A 14772-nucleotide genomic window follows, 5' to 3' on the forward strand; every position below is an offset into this window, starting at 1 on the left:
AAACCCGCCTATTTCCTTCGCGATCGTCTTCGGACGCGTAGGGTCGCCGCCGTGGACGTGTTGAGCGACGTGCTGTCGGTGGTGCGCGCCGGCCGTCCGAGGTCGGCTCTCGTGTCGTGGCAAGGTTCCTGGGCGCAGGAGTTCTCACCGGTGCCCGGCGCCGTCGGCTTTCGTGTGGTGGTGCGGGGCGGTTGCGTCCTCGTCCCGGCCGGTGCCGAGCCGGTGCGGCTCGTCGCGGGTGACGTCGTGCTCCTGCCGCACGGACGAGGGCACGTGCTGGCCGACAGCCCGGCTACACCGCCGGCCGCGCGGGCCTGCGATCCGCCCACCGAGGACCGCCCGCTCGCGCTCGCTGACATGCCGGAAGCCGCGACCGTCACCCTGTGCGGCGCGTACGAACTCGCCCCCGAGGGCGGGCACCCGTTGCTGCAGGACCTGCCCGAGGTGATCCACCTCGACACCCGCGCCGGCGGCCTCTCCGAGCTCAGGACCGTCGTGGACATGCTCGGCGCCGAAGCGGCGCGACCGCGGCTCGGCACGGACGCCGCCATTCCCGCACTTCTGGACATGCTGTTGCTCTATGCCCTGCGGGCCTGGTTCGACGACGCCCGGACCGGCTCCGGCACCGGTTGGGCGACGGCGTTGCGGGATCCGGCCGTCGCGGCCGCGCTGCACGCCATCCACCGGAAACCGGCGCATCCCTGGACGGTCGCGTCGCTCGCCGCGCTCGCGGGGCTGTCCCGGGCCCCGTTCGCCAGAAGGTTCACCGAACTGGTCGGGCGGCCACCGATGCGCTACCTGACCTGGTGGCGGATGACAACGGCGGCCCGGCTGCTGCGCGAGTCCGACGCGCCGCTCGGTTCCATCGCGGATGCCGTCGGCTATCAGTCGGAATTCGCGCTCGCCGTGGCGTTCAAACGCCAGTACGAGACGCCGCCCGGCAGGTACCGGCGGTCGTTTGCTCTCAGCCCAGAGACGCGCTCGCGGCGCGCAGTTCGTCGAGGGCCTTGAGCAGATAGGCGGCGAAGTCGTCCTCGGGAGCGCGGTCGCCTTCGGACCATTCGGCGTATCCCCGTTTGAAGGCGAGAACGCCGAGCTCGCTGGCGAGGGCGGCGGTGGGATCGGGTACGCCGCGGGCGACCAGGGCGTCGGTCATGGCCGCTGCGAGGCTGACGCTCTTGAGGGCGTCCCGTTCCTGGAGTTCGGCGCTCGCGGCGACGGCGGCCTTCAATCGCGGGGCGATCTCGCGGCTCATCGGGCCCATCGCGGTAGACGCGCGTACGAGACCGGCGGCGACCGCTTCGAGCGGGCTAGCCTCGGCGGGCGCCTCGGCGATTCCTTCGGTCAGGAGCCGGCTCAGCGTTTCCTGTCCGGCGACCAGCAGTTCGCGTTTGTCGGGGAAGTGCCGGAAGAAGGTGCTCTTCGTGACCCCGGCCCGCTCGGCGATCTGCACGACCGTCGTGGCGTCGTAACCCTGCTCGGTGAACAGGTCGACGGCGGCCACGACGAGGCGTTCACGCGCGTCCGGCTCCCAGCGACCCATGAGGCCATCCTAAGTGATGGGACTCTTGTCCCGTCACTCTGGTACGGTGACGGGACAAGAGTCCCATCACTTGCGGGAGAATCATGCACGTCTTCGTCACCGGCGGCACCGGCCTGATCGGGTCCGCCGTGGTCACCGAGCTTCTCGGCAACGGCCACACCGTCCTCGCCCTCGCCCGTTCCGAGGCCTCGGCTCAGGCCGCTTCGGCAGCCGGCGCCGAGCCGATCCGGGGCGGCCTGGCCGATCTGGACGTCCTACGAGCCGCCTCTGCCCAGGCCGATGGAGTGATCCACCTGGCCTTCGCCAACGACTTCAGCAGCCCCGAAGCCCTCGCGAACGCCGTCGCCGAGGAAAGTGCGGCCCTGGCCGCCGTCGGTGAGGCGCTCGTCGGCACCGGCCGACCCTTCGTGACGTGTTCGGGCACGCCCGCCACGACTGGCCGCGCCTCCACCGAGAGCGACCCGATTCCGGCCGACGGCCCGGTGGGCGGCCGCGGCCGCGCGGTCACCGGTGTCCTGGAGCTGGCTTCACGCGGAGTGCGGAGCTCGGCCGTCCGCCTGCCGCGGACCGTCCACCATGACGGCATGGGCGGGTTCGCCGGTGTACTGACCGGGATCGCGCGGCAGAGCGGGGTGTCCGGTTACCCCGGCGATGGCACCCAGCGCTGGCCTGCCGTGCACGCCCTCGACGCCGCGGTCCTGTTCAGGCTCGCGCTGGAGAAGGCCGAAGCCGGCACCGCCTGGCACGCCGTGGCCGACGAGGGCGACCAGGTGCGTGACATCGCCGCGGTCATCGGCGGGCGTCTGGGGCTGCCCGTCGAGTCGGTTCCGGTGGAGACCTACGGCCCCCTCGGCGTCATCTTCGCGGCCGATCAGCCGTCGTCCAGCGCCCACACCCGCCGAGTGCTGGGCTGGAGTCCCCGGCATCTGGGCCTGCTGAAGGATCTGGAGAACATCCAGCCCTAGACGGCCTCTAGGACGAAGAACAGGAAGCTCAGAAAGGCGGTCTTGCCCGCGAGCTCGTCGGCGAAGCGCTCGTGCGCGCCCGGCGCCGGAGGGGGCTCGCTGACCACCGCGGTCCGGAAGCCCGCCGCGGTGAACGCGTCGGTCATCGCGTGCAGCGGCCGATGCCAGTAGGTCAGCACGGCTTTCCGGCCGTCGAAGGTGTACTCGTCGGACCATTTGGCGGTCTGGAAGTAGTCGGCGCCGGGATGGACCAGTTTGAAGATGAGCGGGTGGTTGACCGCCATGATCAGCCTGCCGCCGGGTTTCAGGACGCGCCGGATCTCGGCCAGCGGCGCGGCCCAGTCTTCGAGGTAGTGCAGGACGAGAGACGCGATGACGTCGTCGAAGGCGCCGTCGGGAAAGGGCAGCGGGGCGCCGATGTCGGCGACCTGGAGGGCCGCGTCGTCCCCGAGCCGCCGTCGGGCCAGCTCCAGCATCTTGGCGCTGGAGTCGAAGCCGGTCATGATCGCGCCTCGCTCGCGCAGTGCCTCGAACAGGGGGCCGGCGCCGCAGCCGGCGTCGAGGATCCGCCTGCCGGCCACGTCTCCCGCGAGGTCCAGGATCGCGGGTCGCGTGTAGTAGGCGTTGAGCAGGCTGTTCTCGGTCTCGGCCGCGTAGGCCTCGGCGAACGCGTCGTAATCGTTTTCCATCAGGGATCCGATCCGGAATTCTTGCGGTGACTGGCGTTGAATCGCGCCTTCTTCTGGCGGTTTCCGCACGTGTTCATGTCGCACCATCGGCGGGTGCGGCTTTGGCTGGCGTCGAAGAAGGCGGCCCGGCAGGTCGGCGACGCGCACAAGGCGAATCGTCCATCACGTTCGCCCGCGATGAGGCTGATCGCGTCGGCGGCGATCACGCTGAGAGCGTCTTCCACGCGGGAAACCCGCCATCGCCGCTCCCCCGTGGGCGTCAGGACGGCCACCGGTCGTCCCCGGGCGCTGTGCTCGTTGATGACCCGGACGGCGGGCGCCGGGAGGGCTTCCTGGAGCGCGGTCGCTGTCGCGGCGGCGTGGATCGCTTCTCTCAGTTCCCGGGTGAGGTCCAGTTCGGCGGTGGTGCAGGACTCCACGGCGAGGCCGCTCACGGCCAGCCAGTCGACGAGCCGTTGCGGCGTGGGGATGCGCTCCACGGCGTCGCCATGACGCTCCGTCAGCGTCGCCGTGAAGCTGGTCGCCAGCACGCTACCTAGGCGGAAGTCGGGAAAGCCAGCAGGCATGGAACCACCTTAGCCGGTACCGTGGAACCGTCTTAGCCGGTTCCACGATGGCAGGAGGTCTCATGACCAACGAGGTGCGAGCATTCGAAACCCGGGCGACGGAGGCCGAACTCGAGGAGTTGCGTGCGCGATTGGCCGCGGCGCGGCTACCGGAAGCCGAGACGGTCCCTCGCTGGGGACAGGGCGTTCCGCTCGCCGACCTCGTCGACGTCGTGGACTACTGGCGCACGGGGTACGACTGGCGGTCGTTCGAAGAGCGCCTCGACCGGATCGGCCAGTTCCGCACCATCATCGACGGTCTGGGGATCCACTTCCTGCACCGCCGGTCCGCGCGCGCGGACGCCACTCCCCTGATCGTGACGCACGGCTGGCCGGGCAGTGTCGCCGAGTTCGTCGACGTGATCGAAGAGCTCGCGGATCCGGAGGACGCGGACGCTCCGGCGTTCCACGTCGTGGCCCCGTCGTTGCCGGGATTCGGGTACAGCGACCGGCCCGCCACCACAGGGTGGGGCACCGAGAAGACCGCGGCCGCGTGGGTGGAGCTGATGGGAAGGCTGGGCTACGAAAGGTTCCTGGCCCACGGCGGCGACTGGGGAGGCAATGTCACCACGGTTCTCGGCGGCAGGTTCCCGTCGCACGTACTCGGCATCCACACGACGTTCGCACAGGGCCTGCCGGGGTCGTCCCTGGACGGGCTGACCGCGGTCGAGCGCGAGTGGGCCGAGCAGACCCGTGATTTCTGGGGCCGTCGCGCGGCTTATGCGAAACAGCAGGCGACGCGGCCACAGACCATCGGCTACTCACTCGTCGATTCGCCGGTCGGGTTGCTCGCCTGGATCCTCGACAAGTTCGCCGAGTGGTCGGACACCGAGGACAGCCCGTTCGAGACGATCTCCCGGGACCGCGTCCTCGACGACGTGACCCTGTACTGGCTGACGCGGACCGGCGCGTCGGCGGCCCGCATCTACTACGAAAGCCACGATTCGCTGGATCCCGGGCTCCGGGTCGACGTCCCGTCGGCGATCACCATGTATCCCCGCGACATCGAGAAATGCCCGCGCCCCTTGGCGCAGGAGCGGTACCGGCGGATCGTCCGGTGGAACTCCCCCGAATCAGGCGGCCATTTCCCGTCGCTGGAGGTTCCCGGATATTTCGTCAACGACCTGCGGGAAGGCCTCGCGGCGGTACTGGCCGCAGACCGTCATTGAGGGGGCTCAGGGGGACGAAGCGCTCGCCGTCGAAGACCATCTCGAGCGGCGGACGTCGCGTGGCCGGCTGCCAGCCGGCGCGAAAGGCGTCGCGAATGGCGCGGCGGACCTGCGTCCGCGTCGGCAGGAAATCGTGGTGGTACGGGTCGAGAACGAGTATCTGCCCGTCGGTCCCGTCTTCCTTGACGCGGATCGCGCGCGTCGTCGTTTCCCAGTCGGCGTCGAGGTGCCAGAGGAACGATTGGCCGTTCCGCAGCGAGACTCGACGGGTGTCCTTCTCGGGCCAGGTCATCCCAGTGTGCTGCCGAGAAGGGCGAGCAGTCGTTCCCAGTGGCACCGAGATCCGGCTTCGTCGAAGGCATCGGTGTCGGACATGGTGAAGCCGTGGACGGTGCCGGGGTAGACCTCGCAGCTATAGCCGACGCCCGCCGCGTCGAACGCCTGGCTGATCTCGGTGATCGCCTCGGGTGTCATGTCGTTCTCGGCCAGTCCGAGGTGGACTTTCGCGGTGAGGCCGGGGATCTGCCGGTGCGGGCTGTCGGGTTCGCCGGTGACCAGGGCCCCGGGGTGGAAACCGGCGACGGCGGCGACGCGATCGGGGTGGGCGGTCGCGGTGCGCATCGCGAGGACGGCGCCCAGGCAGTAGCCGATCGTGGCGACCGGACCGCCGCTGACCTCGGGGCGGGAGGTGAGGAAGTCGAGGTACGCGGCGGCGTCGCTCAGGGCGCGTTCGGTGGTGTGCTCTTCGATGAGCGGCATGATCTGTTCGAAGAGCGCAGGCCGGTTTTCGGTGGTGATGTGCTCGGGCAGATCGAACACGGGTGCCGGGCGGTAGCGGTGGAAGACGTTCGGGACGAGTACGCAGTAGCCGTGTCCGGCCAGTTCGCGGGCCATGTCCCACAGGGCGGGGCGTGGCCCGAACGCGTCCGGGTACATGAGGACACCCGGACGCGTTCCGCCGCCGTCGGGGAAGGCGGCGAAGGCGTCGGACGCGCCGTCCGGGGTGGGAATGCTCAGCGTGGTGGCGGGAATGGCGGTGCTCCTCGTCTCGTCGGTGTGATTCCGAACGTAGACGATCAAGCTCAGCTCAGCCGCAGCCGATCGGCCAGTCCGGCCGCGGTGAACGCGGCGACGAGGTCTTCGCGGCCTTCGGTGAAGTGGTCCCAGCTGTCGATGTGCACGGGGACGACCGTGCGGGCGCCGAGGATCCGCGTCGCTGCCGCGGCCAGCGCGCTGTCGAGGACGAGCAGGGCGCCGTCGAAGAGCGGCTTCAGCCGCGGAGCCCCGGCGAAGAGCACGGCGGTGTCGACCGGGCCGAATCGGTCGGCGACCTGCCGGACGGCGTCGAGCGAGGCGTTGTCGCCGCTGACGTAGACCGTCGGCAGGCCCTGGCCGGTGAGGACGAAGCCGACGACGTCGCCGGTGATCTTCTCCGAGCCTTCCGGACCATGGAGCGCGGGCGCGCCGGTCACGGTCACGACACCTCCGCCGGGCCGGTCGAGCTCGACCGTTTCCCAGGTCCCCAGCCCTTTCGCGGTGCCGCCGAGCCTGCCCGCGCCACTGGGCGTGGTGAGTGTCAGGGGCACGTCCGCCAGCAGCTTCCGGCCGGTGTGGTCGAGGTTGTCGGGGTGCTCGTCGTGAGAGAGCAGGACGGCGTCGATGCGGCCGAGGTCCGCGGGGTCCACCGAGGCCGGCGCGGTCTTGGTGAGGCCGGGTCTCCCGTCGGGCCGCCCGTAGTAGCCGGGCTCGTCGAAGGTCGGGTCGGTCAGGAACCGCAGGCCGCCGTAGTCGATCACCGCGGTCGGGCCGCCGGAGACCTGGATCGAGAGCTGTTCGCCGAGCTGATGCATCGATTCTCCTCACGGATAATGATTTCGTCTTCCGTGAGAACACTAGCCAGTTCTCACGGAAGAGTGCAACCATTTCCGTGAGGATCTACCATGGGTACGTGGACGACACCGCTGCCCTTCCCCCTGCTCCGGGTGCCGAGCAGTACGTCGCGCTGGCGCTGGCCAACACGACGATCGCGTTGCCGGGCGGCCAGTACGTCGACCTTCTCGGCACGCCGGCCGCCGCGACGGAGTGGCTCGCCGAGCAGGGGCTCGCCCCGGTGGATGCCGGTCTGCAGGAGATGTGCGCGGGCCTGGTCCGGTCGTTGCGTGAGCAGGTGCGGGTGCTGCTCGCGTCGAGGTCGTGCTCGGATCCGGCTCCGCAAAGCGCCCTCAACGCCGTCAACGAAGCGCTGAGCAAGGCGCCCACCGCGGAACTCCTGCGCTGGGACCCGGCCCGCGGGCTGTACCGCACCGCGTCGCATCCGATCACCCAGATCGTCGAGCACGCGTTGGCGACTCTCGCCGCCAACGCCGCGGATCTGCTGACCGGGCCGGACGCGGAGCGGATCGCCGCCTGTGGGTCGCCGCCGTGCACGCGGTTCTTCCTGCGCAACGGCCGGCGCCAGTGGTGTTCGGTGCGTTGCGGCGACCGCGCTCGCGCCGCCCGTGCCTATGCCAGGCGCTCGCAGCCGGCGGGTCAGCGATAGGACGCGAACTGGTCCAGCAAGGGCTTCGGCGAGTCTTCGGCGAAACACAGGGCGAGGCTTTCGGCGGATTCGGCGGCCGAAGCCGCACTACGCGGGAACAGGGCCGCCTCGTACGCACCGAGGGCGGCTTCGACGTCACCGGGATGCGCGGCGAGCGCCAGGCCGAGTTCGGCGCCGTCGAGCATCGCGAGGTTGGCGCCCTCTCCGGCGAACGGTGACATCAGGTGGGCGGCGTCCCCGAGCAGGGTGACGCCGGGGACCCGATCCCAGCGGTGACCGATCGGCAGCGCGTGGATCGGCCGCGGGGTCAGCTCGCCGTCGGCGTCGGTGACCAGCGCCCGTAGTCCCGCGTCCCAGCCGTCGAAGTGGTCCAGGATGGCCGTTTTGGCGACGGCGGTGTCGGTGAAGTCGAGGGTGGAGATCCAATTTTCGGCGGTCTTCAGCGCGACGTAGACGTGGAGGCTGCCGGTGGTGTCGTGATGCGCCAGGAACCCTTTGCCCGCACCGAGTGCGAAGAACATGCCGCCACCGACGAGTGCCGCGCTCGCCGGATGGCGGCGCTCGGCGTCGTTCAGATGCACCTCGACGAAGGAGACGCCCTCATAGGCCGGTTCGGCGGCGGACACCAGTGGCCGGACCTTGGACCACGCGCCGTCGGCACCGATCAGCAGGTCCGTGGTGAACTTCGTGCCGTCGGCCAGGGCGACTTCGTGCCTGCCGCCGCCGAGCGGGTGGGCGCCGGCGACCTTCGCGCCCCAGCGCACGGTGCCTTCGGGCAGGGAGCCGAGCAGCAGGTCACGCAGATCGCCTCGGGCCACTTCCGGTCGTCCGCCCTCACCTTCGTCGGACTCCTCGTGATGCACCACCGCGTGCCGGTCGAGGATGCGCACGGCCTCGCCGCCGGGATGCACGATCTCCCGGAATTGGTCGTGCAGACCGGCGGCCCGCAACGCCGCCTGCCCGGAGTCGACGTGGATGTCGAGCATTCCGCCCTGCGTGCGCGCGGACGGCGAGGCGTCCAGGTCGAAGACCGCGGCCTCGACGCCGTTCACGTGCAGGACCCTGGCCGAAGTGAGTCCGCCGAGTCCGGCACCGATGATCGCGATGGGGTGGTGTGTGGTCATGCCTGGTTCCTTTCGGCGGGGAGGCCGGTGTGGGTGATTCCGGTGATCAGCACCCGCAGTCCCCACGCCATCCGTTGTTCGGGCGTTCCGGTGAGCAGGTCGTCCGCGTGGGCGGCGATCTGGGGGTGGGTCGTGTCGTCCGCGTCCCGCACGGCGCGGGCCAGCGCGTCCCATTCCTCCGGTGACTCCTCGTCGGCGTGTTCGGCCGCGGTCGCCGTCGCGTGCTGCAGGAGGATGTCGATCCCCCATGCGCGCCGTTCGGGCGCCACGTCACCCTCGGCGAGGAGAGCGAGCAGGCTTTCGCACAGCGCGAGGTAGTTCTCGCCGCTCGGGCGGGCCACCAGCGCGGACAGGGCCAGTCCGGGGTACTCGAGCAACGTCGCGGTGTAGGCCGTGAGCAGCCGTTCGAGCCGGTCACGCCAGTCGCCGTCGGACGGCGGCGGGGCGATCGTGCCGAGGAGTTCGTCCAGGATCGCCGCGTGCAGCTCGGCGGTGTTGCGGACGTAGACGTAGAGCGAGGCCGCGCCGGTGTCGAGTTCCTGCGCGAGACGGCGCATCGTGACCTTCCGGAGGCCTTCCTCGCGCAGGATCGCGACCGCGGTGGCGACGATGCCGTCGCGGGTCAACGCGGGTTTGGCCGGTCGTTCCCGGCGGCTCTTCTCGGGTGCCATACGACCATGGTACCGAACATGTTCGTTACGAACATGTTCGGCAGGTCTCGAAACGACAATGGCAGGGAGATCGACTCTCCCTGCCACTTCCAACGTATAACGCACCAGGGGGCTTGCGGCAAGACCCCGGTGGTGCCGCAGAATCCTCCGCCGTACCGGCTCTAGCTCGACAAACAGGGGGACTCTTGATCGACGTGATCATCGCCGGCGGCGGGCCGACCGGCATGATGCTCGGCGCCGAACTGAGGCTGCACGGGGTCCGTGTGGTCGTCCTGGAGAAGGATCCGGAGCCGACCAAGGTCGTCCGCTCCATGGGCCTGCACGCACGCAGCATCGAGGTGATGGACCAGCGTGGCCTGCTGGAGCGGTTTCTCGAGAACGGGACGAAGTACCCGCTCGGCGGCTCGTTCGCGGGCATCGTCAAGTCACCGCCGTCGCTGGACGGCGCGCACGCCTACATCCTCGGCATCCCGCAGACCGTCACCGACCGTCTGCTGGCCGACCACGCCGCCGAGGTGGGCGTCGAGATCCGGCGTGGCCACGAACTGGTCGGCCTGAGCCAGGACGACGACGGCGTGGACGTCGAACTGGCCGACGGCACGAGGTTGCGCTCGCGGTATCTCGTCGGCTGCGACGGCGGCCGCAGCACGGTGCGCAAGCTCCTCGGGATCGGCTTTCCCGGAGAGCCCGCCACCGCCGAGACCCTGCTGGGCGAAATGGAGGTGACCGAGGACTGGGAAACGGTGCTCGCGGTGATGACCGAGGTCCGCAAGACCCAGCTGCGGTTCGGTCTCTCCCCCATCGGCGACGGCGTGTACCGGGTCGGCGTTCCCGCCGAGGGCCTGGCCGAGGACCCGCGAATCCCGCCGACCTTCGACGAGATCAAACGCCAGCTCAAAGCCGTCGCGGGCAGTGATTTCGGCGTGCACTCACCGCGCTGGCTCTCCCGCTTCGGCGACGCCACCCGCCTGGCCGAGCACTACCGGGCCGGACGCGCGTTCCTGGCGGGCGACGCGGCGCACATCCATCCACCGGTCGGCGGGCAGGGGCTCAACCTCGGCGTCCAGGACGCCTTCAACCTCGGCTGGAAACTGGCGGCCGCGGTCAACGGCTGGGCGCCGGAGGACCTGCTGGACACCTACCACACCGAACGGCATCCGGTGGCCGCCGCGGTGCTGGACAACACCCGCGCGCAGATGCAGCTGATGTCGCTCGATCCGGGCTCGCAGGCGGTCCGTCGGCTGCTGGCGGAACTGATGGAGTTCGAGAACGTGAGCCGGTTCCTGACCGAGAAGATCACCGCGACCGCGATCCGCTACGACTTCGGCGAAGGACACGAGCTCCTCGGCCGCCGGATGCCGGATCTGGAACTCGGGCAGGGACATCTCTACGGGCTGACCCGCGGCGGCCGGGGTCTGCTGCTCGACCGGACCGGCGCGTTGTCGGTCCGGGGCTGGTCGGACCGGGTCGACCACGTCGTCGACGCGAGCGAAGCACTGGACGTGCCGGCCGTGCTGCTGCGGCCGGACGGTCACGTGGCGTGGGTGGGCGAAGACCAGCAAGAGCTCGTCGGTGCCGTGCGCCGGTGGTTCGGAGAGGGCGAAGTCCTTTAGCGCGCCGTGGGCCGCGGTTCTTGGCTGAGGGCGTTCCGGATCCGCTGCCACGACAGGAGTTGAGGACCATGGCCGGACGGGTGGTGCACTTCGAGATTCCGCTCGAGGACGGCGACCGCGCACGCGGCTTCTACCGGGAGGTCTTCGGCTGGAAGGCCGACACGATGCCGGAGTTGGACTACACGATGGTCGCTTCGGGGCCGACCACCGAGACCGGCATGCCCGCCGGGCCGGGCTTCATCGAGAAGCAGGGCGGCGCGACCCGCGTCGGCCGGACCGCGGTCGGCGACATGGGATTCGCCGCGTACTTCAAGGACCCGAAGGCAACGTCATGGGGCTCTGGGAGACCGCGTGATCCCGCAGGGCCCGTGGCCGGTGTGGTCACGGGCCCTGCGGACCCCGGTACGGCAGCGTCTGGTTGTAGACGATGTTGGTGTTCGTGCTCCCGAAGAGCGCGAGCTCGTTGACGATCTCCTCCAGCCGTCCCATCGACGGGGCCGCGATCTTCAGCGAGTAGCAGTCGTCACCGGTCGTGCGAAGGCATTCGAGGATCTCGGTGCGCTCGGCCAGGAGCTTGTGCAACGGCGCGTGTTTGCTGCCCGGGTACTTCAGCCGCACCACCGCCAGCACCACGTACCCGGCCTTTTCCAGATCGACGTCCGCGCGATACCCGGTGATCACCCCGGCCGACTCCAGCCGCTTGACCCGTTCCGTGGTCGCCGACGCGCTCAAGCTGACCCGCTTCCCCAGCTCGGTGAGCGGCAGGCGCCCGTCCTTCTGGAGCTCGACCAGGATCGCCCAGTCCGTCGCGTCGAGAGTCTCGGCCATCCGGCGAGAATACCGGCAGATCCACGGCGGAAACGGCCATACGCCGGGAAAGATCCCTTCCCGGCATTCGGGCCCCGCCGATAGCCTTGACCTGTGCGAATAGGTGTCAACGTCCCGAATTTCGGACCGGGGACCGACCCCGGGATCCTCCGCGGCTGGGCCACCACGGTCGAAGGCCTCGGCTACGACCTGCTCATGGTGTCCGACCACGTCGTCGTCACCCCCGACGTCGCCGAGCAGTACCCGGCCCCGTTCTACGAACCGTTCACGACGCTGTCGTGGCTCGCCGGCGTGACCGACCGGATCCGGCTGGGCACCACCGTGCTCATCGTCCCGTACCGGCATCCCCTGCTCATCGCCCGCATGGCCGCGAACCTGAACCAGCTCAGCGGTGGACGGCTCGTGCTCGGTGTCGCGTCCGGGTGGGCCCGGCAAGAGTTCGAAGCGCTCGATGTCCCGTTCGAGCAGCGGGGACGGCTGACCGACGGCCACCTCGACTCCGTCCGGAAGGCGTGGGCCGACGACGCCGACTACCGCGCCGGTGACATCCCGATCTGGGTCGGCGGCAACAGCGATGCCGGGATCCGCCGCGCCGTCCGGCTCGGGGACGCCTGGCATCCGCTGCGGGCCACCCTCCCCTGGCTCACCGAAGCGCTCACCAGGGTCAAGACCTTCGCCGACGCCCATGACCGGCCGGTCCCCGCATTCGCGCCGCGGATCCTGCTCAACCTCACCGAACGCCCGGTCACCGGGCCCGATCGCGCGGCTGGGGAAGGCACGATCGAGCAGATCATCGAGGACCTGGAGCGCCTTCGGCACCTCGGCGCCGAGACGGTCGTGCTCGACCCGTTCTCCGGCGACCCCGACGAGACCCTCCGCCCGGAAGCCGCCTGGCAGGCATTGGCGACCGTGGCCGCACACTGGGAACTTGGCCGCTACCGAACCGAACAGGACCGACGATGACCGAAGAAGACGAGAAGTTCCTCCGCCGCGCCATCGAACTGGCCGCGAAGTCCCGTAAGGACGGAGACCCGCCCTTCGGCTCGCTGCTCGTCGGCTCCGACGGCACGGTGCTGGCCGAAGACCACAACACCACGGTGTCGCAATCGGACATCAGCCTGCATCCGGAGCTGAAACTCGCCGTGTGGGCCGCCCGCGAACTCGAACCCGCCGTCGCCGCGGCGACCACCATGTACACCAGCTGCCAGCCGTGCGGGATGTGCCAGGGCGCCATCGAACGCTCCGGCCTCGGCCGGGTCGTGTTCGCCCTCTCCGGCGAACAGGTCACCGCCCTGAAGCCGCCCGCCGCCGCACCGCCCGTCCGGCTGGAGGGACCGGCGCTGTACGACGAGGCCCGGGTCCCGGTGGAGGGCTACTACACCTCGTGAGTGGCGGTTCGGGTTCTAGCCGAGGGTGTCTTAGGTACCTACTGGCTTCCGGCCGTCGTTGACTTCCGGGCCCGGTCGGTGAGGGCCTGGGGGGCTGGAGCCGGTGTCGCGAAAGCCACTTTCGCAACCTTCAACGTTGCGAAAGTGGCTTTCGCAACCCCGGCCAAGCCCAGCACCCGGCGGTACCGAGCGCCTCGGGTGCTTGAAGGCGTAACTCGCGTGATCAGCGGCGTAACTCGCGAGTGTCGCTTCCAGACACGCGAGTTACGCGCCCGATCACGCGAGTTACGCCTTTGCACACGCCGCGCTCCTGCGTTCCCAGTCCGTGAAGGCCTCTAGGATGATCACGATGTCCGCCGAACTCGTGCCCACCGCGCCGGAACCACCGTCCCGGCTTCCGGAGACCAGGCCCGAGAACCGGCGGCAGATCCTCGCCGAAGCCGTCGCGCTGCTGCCCGCGCTCCCCCCGGCCGACCCGCTCGACCGGTACGCGATCCGCCACATCACCACGCTCTGGCTCGAGACCGACAAGACCGACCACACCCGCCGCGCCTACTACGCCGACCTGTCGGCCTGGCTCGGCTGGTGTGCCCGCACCGGGCTCGACCCGCTCATGGCGCGCCGTGCCGACGTCGACGCCTGGAAGAACACCCTCACCGTCACCGGGAAGGACGGCCTTCCCCGGCCCGCCGCCGACTCCACCGTCGCGCGCACCCTCGCCGGCATCTCCAGCTGGTACCGGTACCTGCAGTCCAACGACATCGCCGACCGCAACCCGGTGTCCGCGGTCAACCGGCCCAAGACCGGCAAGACCCCGCCGCTGCCCGCGCTCGGCGGCGAGTCGACGGCGAAACTGTTGAACCACATGGAGAAGCGAGCCCGCGCGAACGACACCGAACCGTCCTGGCGCGACGCCGCCGTCGTCGCGATCCTGTTCTACACCGGCCTGCGCGTCTCCGGTCTCACCACCGCCACCGTGCAGGACCTCGACACCGACTCCGGGCACACGATCCTGCGCTACACGGCCAAAGGCGGCCACCGCGACTTCGTCCCGCTCGTCCCCGCCGCCCAGCACCCGCTGCGCCGCTACCTCGAACTGCGCGCGGCACGCACCGGCGTCCGCCCCGACGAACTGACCGGCCCGTTGCTGGCGACCATGCCCCACCGCTATGACAGCACCAAAACCGGCGGAAAACCCCTGGCACAGCGGGATGTCTGGTTCCTCCTGCGGGCACAGGCCCGCGCCGCCGGGCTCGCCGAAGCGAACACCATCTCCCCGCACACCGCGCGGCGCACCACCGGAACCCTGCTGCTGGCCAACGACGTCCCGGTGCAGAAGGTCCAGGACCTGTTGGGGCACGCCGACATCCGCACCACCCGCGACCGCTACGACGCGCATCGCCACAAGCTGGAGACCTCTCCCGTGCACGCGCTCGCGCAACTGCTCGCCGACGCGCGCCACCGTCAGAGCTGAGACTTCGTCGCCCCGATCACCACACCGTCGACGCGCGCGAGCCAGCTCCCGCACAGGCACCGGACGTACTCCAGCCTCCCCTGGGAGACCCGCTGGGACGTCGTCGCGCTTCCAGGCAGTTCGGCCAGCGGCCATCCGCACCGCGGGCACTTGTTCGCTTCCAT

18 protein-coding genes and 1 pseudogene are annotated in these 14772 nt (G+C 70.0%); 9 read left to right on the forward strand and 10 right to left on the reverse strand.

Features of this window, described 5'->3' with window-relative positions:
- The first annotated feature begins 51 nt into the window (after positions 1-51).
- Positions 52-1011, forward strand: a complete 960-nt coding sequence (locus H4W30_RS20280; RefSeq protein ID WP_192744312.1) for an AraC family transcriptional regulator — start codon at positions 52-54, stop codon at positions 1009-1011.
- Here the strand turns inward: H4W30_RS20280 and H4W30_RS20285 are convergent.
- Complete coding sequence (locus tag H4W30_RS20285; RefSeq protein WP_192744313.1) at positions 965-1543, reverse strand: TetR/AcrR family transcriptional regulator; 579 nt, start codon at positions 1541-1543, stop codon at positions 965-967. The genes H4W30_RS20280 and H4W30_RS20285 overlap by 47 nt on opposite strands.
- A gap of 83 nt (positions 1544-1626) precedes the next feature.
- Between H4W30_RS20285 and H4W30_RS20290 the strand changes: the two genes are divergently transcribed.
- A complete protein-coding gene (locus tag H4W30_RS20290) occupies positions 1627-2508 on the forward strand; it encodes an SDR family oxidoreductase (RefSeq protein ID WP_192744314.1) in 882 nt (293 codons plus the stop codon).
- On the opposite strand, the gene H4W30_RS20295 is transcribed toward H4W30_RS20290, so the two are convergent.
- Both H4W30_RS20295 and H4W30_RS20300 read right to left on the reverse strand, forming a co-directional pair.
- The gene (locus H4W30_RS20295) at positions 2505-3197 is read right to left on the reverse strand and encodes a class I SAM-dependent methyltransferase (protein ID WP_192744315.1); all 693 of its coding nucleotides are present in this window, start codon (positions 3195-3197) and stop codon (positions 2505-2507) included. The two genes, H4W30_RS20290 and H4W30_RS20295, sit on opposite strands and share 4 nt — an antisense overlap.
- Positions 3197-3763, reverse strand: a complete 567-nt coding sequence (locus H4W30_RS20300) for a CGNR zinc finger domain-containing protein (protein ID WP_192744316.1) — start codon at positions 3761-3763, stop codon at positions 3197-3199. The genes H4W30_RS20295 and H4W30_RS20300 overlap by 1 nt, the downstream gene beginning before the upstream one ends.
- Positions 3764-3825: 62 nt before the next feature.
- Between H4W30_RS20300 and H4W30_RS20305 the strand changes: the two genes are divergently transcribed.
- On the forward strand, positions 3826-4971 hold the full coding sequence (locus H4W30_RS20305) for an epoxide hydrolase family protein (protein WP_192744317.1): 1146 nt from the start codon (positions 3826-3828) through the stop codon (positions 4969-4971).
- Here H4W30_RS20305 and H4W30_RS20310 read toward each other — a convergent pair.
- From H4W30_RS20310 to H4W30_RS20320, 3 genes are read right to left on the reverse strand one after another with little or no spacing between them, the layout of a single operon-like run.
- Positions 4919-5263, reverse strand: coding sequence for a hypothetical protein (locus H4W30_RS20310; protein ID WP_192744318.1), 345 nt, complete (start codon positions 5261-5263; stop codon positions 4919-4921). The genes H4W30_RS20305 and H4W30_RS20310 overlap by 53 nt on opposite strands.
- A complete protein-coding gene (locus H4W30_RS20315) occupies positions 5260-6051 on the reverse strand; it encodes a dienelactone hydrolase family protein (protein ID WP_225949790.1) in 792 nt (263 codons plus the stop codon). Before H4W30_RS20315 ends, H4W30_RS20310 begins: the two co-directional genes overlap by 4 nt.
- Before the next feature lie 2 nt (positions 6052-6053).
- Positions 6054-6821 (reverse strand): MBL fold metallo-hydrolase, encoded by a 768-nt coding sequence (locus H4W30_RS20320; protein WP_192744319.1) that lies wholly within the window; start codon positions 6819-6821, stop codon positions 6054-6056.
- A gap of 98 nt (positions 6822-6919) precedes the next feature.
- Between H4W30_RS20320 and H4W30_RS20325 the strand changes: the two genes are divergently transcribed.
- Positions 6920-7510, forward strand: coding sequence for a CGNR zinc finger domain-containing protein (locus tag H4W30_RS20325; protein ID WP_192744320.1), 591 nt, complete (start codon positions 6920-6922; stop codon positions 7508-7510).
- Here the strand turns inward: H4W30_RS20325 and H4W30_RS20330 are convergent.
- A complete protein-coding gene (locus H4W30_RS20330) occupies positions 7501-8634 on the reverse strand; it encodes an FAD-dependent oxidoreductase (RefSeq protein ID WP_192744321.1) in 1134 nt (377 codons plus the stop codon). The genes H4W30_RS20325 and H4W30_RS20330 overlap by 10 nt on opposite strands.
- Positions 8631-9305, reverse strand: coding sequence for a TetR/AcrR family transcriptional regulator (locus tag H4W30_RS20335; protein ID WP_192744322.1), 675 nt, complete (start codon positions 9303-9305; stop codon positions 8631-8633). Before H4W30_RS20335 ends, H4W30_RS20330 begins: the two co-directional genes overlap by 4 nt.
- 185 nt (positions 9306-9490) lie before the next feature.
- Between H4W30_RS20335 and rox the strand changes: the two genes are divergently transcribed.
- Both rox and H4W30_RS44730 read left to right on the forward strand, forming a co-directional pair.
- A complete protein-coding gene (gene rox, locus H4W30_RS20340; RefSeq protein ID WP_192744323.1) occupies positions 9491-10918 on the forward strand; it encodes a rifampin monooxygenase in 1428 nt (475 codons plus the stop codon).
- A gap of 68 nt (positions 10919-10986) precedes the next feature.
- A pseudogene (locus H4W30_RS44730) lies at positions 10987-11058 on the forward strand (VOC family protein); the annotation flags it as partial.
- Positions 11059-11299: 241 nt separating this feature from the next.
- Here the strand turns inward: H4W30_RS44730 and H4W30_RS20345 are convergent.
- Complete coding sequence (locus H4W30_RS20345) at positions 11300-11746, reverse strand: Lrp/AsnC family transcriptional regulator (RefSeq protein WP_192744324.1); 447 nt, start codon at positions 11744-11746, stop codon at positions 11300-11302.
- Between the two features lie 93 nt (positions 11747-11839).
- Here H4W30_RS20345 and H4W30_RS20350 point away from each other — a divergent pair, with 93 nt between their 5' ends.
- The 3 genes from H4W30_RS20350 (at position 11840) to H4W30_RS20360 (ending at position 14608) form a co-directional block, all read left to right on the forward strand.
- Entirely contained in the window at positions 11840-12709 is an 870-nt protein-coding gene (locus H4W30_RS20350) for an LLM class flavin-dependent oxidoreductase (RefSeq protein WP_192744325.1), read from the forward strand.
- Positions 12706-13134: a nucleoside deaminase gene (locus H4W30_RS20355; RefSeq protein ID WP_126732953.1), complete on the forward strand. Its 429-nt coding sequence runs from the start codon at positions 12706-12708 to the stop codon at positions 13132-13134. Before H4W30_RS20350 ends, H4W30_RS20355 begins: the two co-directional genes overlap by 4 nt.
- Positions 13135-13483: 349 nt before the next feature.
- Entirely contained in the window at positions 13484-14608 is a 1125-nt protein-coding gene (locus H4W30_RS20360) for a tyrosine-type recombinase/integrase (protein ID WP_192744326.1), read from the forward strand.
- Here H4W30_RS20360 and H4W30_RS20365 read toward each other — a convergent pair.
- Positions 14599-14772 carry a hypothetical protein gene (locus H4W30_RS20365; protein WP_192744327.1) on the reverse strand — a complete coding sequence of 58 codons (174 nt, stop codon included), beginning with the start codon at positions 14770-14772 and terminating at the stop codon, positions 14599-14601. The two genes, H4W30_RS20360 and H4W30_RS20365, sit on opposite strands and share 10 nt — an antisense overlap.

It is taken from the genome of Amycolatopsis roodepoortensis (assembly GCF_014873915.1).
GTDB lineage: Bacteria > Actinomycetota > Actinomycetes > Mycobacteriales > Pseudonocardiaceae > Amycolatopsis > Amycolatopsis roodepoortensis.

What these genes read in the sequence shown, in the direction of transcription:
- H4W30_RS20285 (WP_192744313.1), bottom strand. Translation starts at nt 1,543, where the DNA reads ATGGGTCGCTGGGAGCCGGACGCGCGTGAACGCCTCGTCGTGGCCGCC.
- H4W30_RS20345 (WP_192744324.1), bottom strand. Translation starts at nt 11,746, where the DNA reads ATGGCCGAGACTCTCGACGCGACGGACTGGGCGATCCTGGTCGAGCTC.
- H4W30_RS20365 (WP_192744327.1), bottom strand. Translation starts at nt 14,772, where the DNA reads ATGGAAGCGAACAAGTGCCCGCGGTGCGGATGGCCGCTGGCCGAACTG.
- H4W30_RS20360 (WP_192744326.1), top strand. Translation starts at nt 13,484, where the DNA reads ATGTCCGCCGAACTCGTGCCCACCGCGCCGGAACCACCGTCCCGGCTT.
- H4W30_RS20335 (WP_192744322.1), bottom strand. Translation starts at nt 9,305, where the DNA reads ATGGCACCCGAGAAGAGCCGCCGGGAACGACCGGCCAAACCCGCGTTG.
- H4W30_RS20310 (WP_192744318.1), bottom strand. Translation starts at nt 5,263, where the DNA reads ATGACCTGGCCCGAGAAGGACACCCGTCGAGTCTCGCTGCGGAACGGC.
- H4W30_RS20355 (WP_126732953.1), top strand. Translation starts at nt 12,706, where the DNA reads ATGACCGAAGAAGACGAGAAGTTCCTCCGCCGCGCCATCGAACTGGCC.
- H4W30_RS20295 (WP_192744315.1), bottom strand. Translation starts at nt 3,197, where the DNA reads ATGGAAAACGATTACGACGCGTTCGCCGAGGCCTACGCGGCCGAGACC.
- H4W30_RS20290 (WP_192744314.1), top strand. Translation starts at nt 1,627, where the DNA reads ATGCACGTCTTCGTCACCGGCGGCACCGGCCTGATCGGGTCCGCCGTG.
- H4W30_RS20320 (WP_192744319.1), bottom strand. Translation starts at nt 6,821, where the DNA reads ATGCATCAGCTCGGCGAACAGCTCTCGATCCAGGTCTCCGGCGGCCCG.
- H4W30_RS20330 (WP_192744321.1), bottom strand. Translation starts at nt 8,634, where the DNA reads ATGACCACACACCACCCCATCGCGATCATCGGTGCCGGACTCGGCGGA.
- H4W30_RS20305 (WP_192744317.1), top strand. Translation starts at nt 3,826, where the DNA reads ATGACCAACGAGGTGCGAGCATTCGAAACCCGGGCGACGGAGGCCGAA.
- H4W30_RS20300 (WP_192744316.1), bottom strand. Translation starts at nt 3,763, where the DNA reads ATGCCTGCTGGCTTTCCCGACTTCCGCCTAGGTAGCGTGCTGGCGACC.